The sequence below is a fragment of the Nocardia sp. NPDC004718 genome, assembly GCF_053601535.1.
The window spans coordinates 1-5,454 of sequence record NZ_JBSGCA010000115.1 but is presented as its reverse complement, the minus strand read 5'-3'; the positions used below and the strand labels follow the sequence as shown (position 1 = coordinate 5,454).

Sequence of the window (5,454 nt, the reverse complement as noted above, 5' to 3'; positions counted from 1 at the left end):
GAGTGGCGCCATGTTCGAGAAGATCCTGATCGCCAACCGTGGTGAGATCGCGCTGCGCGTCGCGCGCACCTGCCGCGAACTCGGCGTGCGCACCGTCGCGGTGCACTCGGTCGCCGACGCCGAGTCGGCGGTGGTGCGTTTCGCCGACGAGGCGGTGCAGATCGGCCCGTCCGCGGCCAAGCGCAGTTATCTGAACGCCGCGGCGGTCCTGGCCGCCGCCGAGCTCACCGGCGCGGACGCGATCCATCCCGGATACGGATTCCTCTCCGAGTCACCGGATTTCGCCGACGCGTGCCGGGCGGCGGGCGTCACGCTGATCGGGCCGCCCGCCGACGTGATGGCCCAGCTCGGCGACAAGCAGTCGGCGCGCACGCTGATGGCGAAGGCGGGACTGCCACTGCTGCCGGGCAGCCTCGATCCGCTCGAACTCGACGAGGCGCACGCGCTCGCGGATTCGATCGGCTACCCGGTGATCGTCAAGGCGGCCGCGGGCGGAGGCGGGCGCGGCATGCAGGTGGTGCACGAGAGTGCGGCGTTCCCGCGCGCCTATCAGGAGACCAGGGCGACGGCGCGAATGCTGTTCGGCGACAGCCGGGTGTACCTGGAGAAGTACCTCGCCGCCGCCAGGCACGTCGAGATCCAGGTGCTGTGCGATGCCTACGGCAATGGCGTGCACCTGGGTGAACGCGACTGCTCGGTGCAGCGCAGGCACCAGAAATTGATCGAGGAATCGCCTGCCCCGCTGCTGCCGGACGGTCTGGCCGAGCGAATGGGCGCATCCGCCGTGCACGGTGTGCTGGAGGCAGGGTATACCGGCGCGGGAACCGTGGAATTCCTGGTCGATCGGGACGGCAATTACTATTTCATGGAAGTGAACTGCCGCATTCAGGTGGAACATCCGGTCACCGAAATGGTGACAGGTATAGATCTCATCGCCGAGCAGATTCGAGTCGCGGCGGGGCAACCGCTCGGCATCGCTCAAGAAGATATCGTCCTGCGCGGCGCGGCGATCGAATGCCGGATCAATGCCGAAGACCCTGCCGCGGAATTCGCGCCCGCGCCGGGAATCCTGGCGGAATTCACCCCGCCCGGCGGTCCGTTCGTCCGCGTCGACACCCATGCGCACGCCGGATATTCGATACCTCCGCACTATGATTCGCTGCTGGCCAAACTGGTGGTGTGGGCGCCGGACCGCGACCGGGCGCTGGCTCGTATGCGGCGGGCGCTGGCGGAATTCCGGATTTCCGGCGCCCGCGTCGCGACCACCCGGGATTTCCTGTACGAGGTGCTCGACCATCCGGCCATGCGCGCCGCCACGCACACCACCGGGTTGGTGGACGAGCTCCTCGGGCGGGGATGAGCGCGCCGGACGTTCGCCCGGCCCGCGGCGATCGCGGCCGGGCGTCGGCGTCAGGCGGTCTCGGCGGCGGCGCGGTGCTCGGGGGAGTACCACCCGATCAGGTAACCGGCGTGGCGGCTGTTGAGCATCGCGCTCACCGAGTCGTCGGAGGCGGTCAGGATGTCCCGGTGCAACTTCTGCAGCTTCTGGCAGGGGTCGAGCCCCAGTTCGTCCTGCATGAACCTGCTGAACTGCTGGTAGGAGGCCAGGGCGCGGGCGCGCTGGCCCGACCGGCACAGGGCGAACATGTAGTACGCCTGGAGCCGCTCGTGCAGCGGATGCTGCATGGTCAGCCGCGCCAGGTCGGGACAGACCTCACGATGCCTGCCCAGTCGCAATTCCGCCTCCACCCGCAACTCGATGTTGGTCAGTCGCAGGTGGTCCAGATGCGAGATCTCGGCGGAGAGCGGGATGCCACCCTCCACATCCACCAGTGCGGGACCGCTCCACAGCGCTTCCGCGGCGCTGAACAGGTCCACCGCGCGCTCGTCGTCGCCGGTCTTGGCGGCGCATCGGGCGGCGTCGGACATGGACTGATAGTCGCGCAGGTCGAACACACAGTTCCGCACGTCGAAGGAATAGCCTTTGCTGCGCGTGCGCAGGTAGCGTTCGGCCACCTCCGCCTGTCCGACCCCGAGTTGCTCCGCCATCTTCTTGCGGATGCCGAGCACATATGTTTGCACGACCGTCACCGCGCTGCGCGGCGGATCGTCGTTCCACAGTTCTTCGATCAGGGCCGTCACCGGGACAACGGTGTCGTGCCGAACCAAAAGTAATGCCAGCAACTGCCGCTGCTTCTGCGCGGTCGGCGTCGCATTGTGATTGTTCAGGGCAAGCGTCAACGGACCTAGCACGCGAGCGCATACGGGATACTTCACTGGGAACTCTCCTACGGGCGAATTTCCCCCCGACCGACGTGAGATTCTCGATTCCCACCGCACTGTAGGCTGCGTCCACAGTAGCGATAAATCCGTCTCGGCACCATGAATCCTGAGTAATATCGGAGTTAATTCCCTGCGCAGGCACCGCGAATTCTCCTCGGCTGCAAGGAGATTGGCCCGTTATTTGCTCTCCCCGTCAGCTGCGGCGAATTCGTAGGATGTTGTCTTTTCGCGTGCCCGGATTGCCCTCGGGGCTCGCGTGTTCGCGCTCGACCTCCTCGTCCACTTCCACGTGCCATTCGGCCGGATCCAGCGCGAGACCGGTCCGTACCTCGGCAGTGGTCGGGAAATGCACGTCGGCGGGTGGTTCCAGTACCCAGGAGGGCCATTGCGCGTGACCGACGATCAGCAATAGCCCGCCGGGAGCCACCGCATCGGCCGCCCGGCTCAGGATGCGCGTCCGTTCGCCGTCCTCGGCCGCCGGTGAGTGCAGATACTGCGCCGTGACGAGGTCGAAACTTCCCGCGGGGAAGGTGTGGTCCAGATCGTGCCGCTGCCAATCTATTTCGCCGTCGATTCCCTGGCGGGCCGCGTTCGTCCTGGCGCGGGCCAGCGCGGTCTCCGACACGTCGACCGCCGTGACCCGCCAGCCGCGCTCGGCCAGCCAGATCGCGTCGGCGCCCTCGGCGCAGCCCAGGTCCAGTGCGGTGCCAGGGGGGACGGCTTCGAGCTCACGCACCAGGAAGAAGTTCGGCCGTCCGGACCAGATCTGGTCGCGCTCCTGGTAGAAGGCCTCCCAGTACTCGACAGTCGTCGGCGTCGTCCGGTCGGCGTGGTGATGGGGTGTCGCACTCATGCCTCCCACCATCCATCGGGCCGACCGGAACGGCAAATATCGTTGCCGGTTCGGCAACCCGCCCCGCCGACTGCCCGCCCGGAGTCCCCGGCCGCGACCGCCCGTGGGTCAGTAGTCCTCGAGCGGGTCGCGCAGGATCATGCCCTCGGCCGCGCGCAGGCGCGTGGTCATGGTCGTCAGCAGGTCGACGGAGTCCTCGGACAGGCCGATGGCCGTGTGCAGCAGCCTGCGCAGCCGCGGGCTGGCGAGCCGGTCGGCGAGGGTGTTGTCGTGCTCGGTCGGTTCGGCGTCGAGCTGTCGGTCGAGATTCACGGGAAGGTACTCACAATCGGTCATCGGGCCCCCAGGAAACCATGTCAGTGCGACGCTCGTGCCTGGAACGACGCGTGGGCACGGGCGAGATCGTTCCTGGGCGCAGCGTACATCGCGGACGGTCGGTCGCTGGACCGGGTCGAAATGGGTGCATGTGGTCTCCGTGCCGCAGTCGGGTCCGCTCGGCCGTGCCGTGGCCGTGCCCGCTCCGGCGCCGAGATCGTGCCCATTGTTCCACTCTCCCTGGACAATTCGGCGCAGCGACCCCGTCGACGCAGGTTGCGGACGTGCTGCGGCACGCAGAAGCGCACGTCGTGCCCGGCAGCGGGTGCGGCCCGTTCCCAACTCTGGGAAATATCGCCTCGGCGACGCGGCCGCCGGAAAATCGGGAGTTCAGCTCGTTCGCCCATGACACGATGGGGGCGGCCGAAGCAGGTACCGACCGACGAAGGGCCAGTCATGGGCAACCTCGACGATCGGGTGGCGGTGATCACCGGCGGCGCCCGCGGACAGGGGCGCGCGCACGCCTTGGCGCTGGCGAACGCGGGCGCGGACATCGTGGTGTGCGATATCGCCGCACCGGTGCCCGGCCTGCCCTACGAGCTGAGCACCCCCGGCGACCTGGCCGAGACCGCCGCGCTGGTCGAGCGGACCGGCCGCCGCTGTGTCTCCGTCCGAGCCGACGTGCGCAGCCTGGAACAGATGCGGACGGTCGCCGAGCGCGCGCTCGAGGAGTTCGACCGCATCGACATCCTCGTCGCCAATGCGGGCATCGCGTCCAATTCGCCCGTCGCCGAGATGGACGAGCGGTTGTGGCGGGACATGATCGACACCAACCTGACGGGCGTGTTCCACAGCTTCCGCGCGGTTGTCCCGCACATGATCGAACGCCGCTGGGGTCGCGTGGTGGCCACCTCCTCCATCGTGGCGAAGATGGGCGCGCGCAACGCGGCGCACTACGCCGCGAGCAAATGGGGCGTGCTCGGCTTGGTGAAGTCACTGTCGCTGGAAGTGGCGGAGTACGGCATCACGGTGAACGCGCTGCTGCCCTCCGGTGTGGACACCGACATGATCCAGAATCCGGCGACCTGGCGGCTCATGATGCCGGACAAGGAGAATCCCACCAGGGCGGATTGGATGGCGATCATCGAATCCGGGCCGCCCAACGGTGATCTGATCCAGCCCGCCGAGGTGGCCGAGGCGATGCTGCTTCTGGTCTCCGAGCACGGCCGCCACTTCAACGGCGAAGCCGTCACCATCTCTTGCGGCGGGAGCGCGAACACCTCATAGCGCATGTCCCGTCACACCGGGCGCGCAACGGCGAGTCGCTCGAAGGCGTGAGCGCGAAACGGATGCCCACCCGCGAAAGTAGCGGGTGTCGCGCGACACCCGCTACCAAACGCTCATGAGGCCGGGCAGAGGCCCAGCCGAGCCCGAAGCCCGTCGCGAAGCCTCAGTGGCGACGTGACTCGATCGCGTCGCGGGCCGCGTGCGCGGTCTGGGCTCCACGCTCGCGCGCCAGGTGTGCCGCCTGCACCCCGCGTTCCTTGGCGGCGTCGGCGAGCTCAGGTCCGCGCTCTTTCGCGATTTCCGCCCATTCGGCGCCGCGCTGCTTCGCCAGATCCGCGAGGTGAACGCCCTGCTCCTTGGCGACCTCCGCCCATTCGGCTCCGCGTTCTTTGGCGATCTCGGCCCATGCCGCGCCGCGCTCTTTCGCGATTTCCGCCCAGTCAGCGCCGCGTTCTTTGGCGATCTCCGCCCAGTCGGCACCGTGTTCTTTGGCGATCTCGGCCCACTCCTGCCCGTGCGTCTTGGCGGTCTCGGCCCAGTCGCTGCCGTGCTCTTTGGCCGATTCCGTCCACCCGGGCCGGTGCCGCTGGGCCGATTCGGCGAGTTCCGCCCCCTTGCTCGCGGCCACCGCGCCCACTGCCCGCGCCTTGTCCGCGGCCTCGTGCGCGTGTTTGCGCAGTGCCGCGCCGGTGGCGGTGTCCGAGGCCGCGCCGAAC

Annotated in this window: 5 protein-coding genes and 1 pseudogene; 2 read left to right on the top strand and 4 right to left on the bottom strand. The window is 68.2% G+C overall.

Going from position 1 to position 5,454, the window contains the following annotated elements; translation table 11 throughout:
• Positions 1 to 1,360, top strand: a 1,360-nt coding sequence (locus tag ACWEH3_RS35580; protein ID WP_450026636.1) for an acetyl-CoA carboxylase biotin carboxylase subunit, incomplete at its 5' end; no start/stop codon positions are given.
• A gap of 50 nt (positions 1,361 to 1,410) precedes the next feature.
• Here the strand turns inward: ACWEH3_RS35580 and ACWEH3_RS35575 are convergent.
• The 3 genes from ACWEH3_RS35575 to ACWEH3_RS35565 all read right to left on the bottom strand — a co-directional run bounded on the left by ACWEH3_RS35575 (position 1,411) and on the right by ACWEH3_RS35565 (position 3,448).
• Positions 1,411 to 2,277: an AfsR/SARP family transcriptional regulator gene (locus ACWEH3_RS35575; protein WP_450026634.1), complete on the bottom strand. Its 867-nt coding sequence runs from the start codon at positions 2,275 to 2,277 to the stop codon at positions 1,411 to 1,413.
• Positions 2,278 to 2,476: 199 nt separating this feature from the next.
• Complete coding sequence (locus ACWEH3_RS35570) at positions 2,477 to 3,136, bottom strand: class I SAM-dependent methyltransferase (RefSeq protein WP_450026632.1); 660 nt, start codon at positions 3,134 to 3,136, stop codon at positions 2,477 to 2,479.
• Between the two features lie 108 nt (positions 3,137 to 3,244).
• Positions 3,245 to 3,448 (bottom strand): hypothetical protein, encoded by a 204-nt coding sequence (locus ACWEH3_RS35565; RefSeq protein ID WP_355077905.1) that lies wholly within the window; start codon positions 3,446 to 3,448, stop codon positions 3,245 to 3,247.
• Positions 3,449 to 3,907: 459 nt separating this feature from the next.
• Between ACWEH3_RS35565 and ACWEH3_RS35560 the strand changes: the two genes are divergently transcribed.
• Complete coding sequence (locus ACWEH3_RS35560) at positions 3,908 to 4,738, top strand: mycofactocin-coupled SDR family oxidoreductase (RefSeq protein WP_450026630.1); 831 nt, start codon at positions 3,908 to 3,910, stop codon at positions 4,736 to 4,738.
• A 163-nt stretch (positions 4,739 to 4,901) separates the two neighbouring features.
• Here the strand turns inward: ACWEH3_RS35560 and ACWEH3_RS35555 are convergent.
• Positions 4,902 to 5,454: pseudogene (locus ACWEH3_RS35555) on the bottom strand (DoxX family protein); the annotation flags it as partial.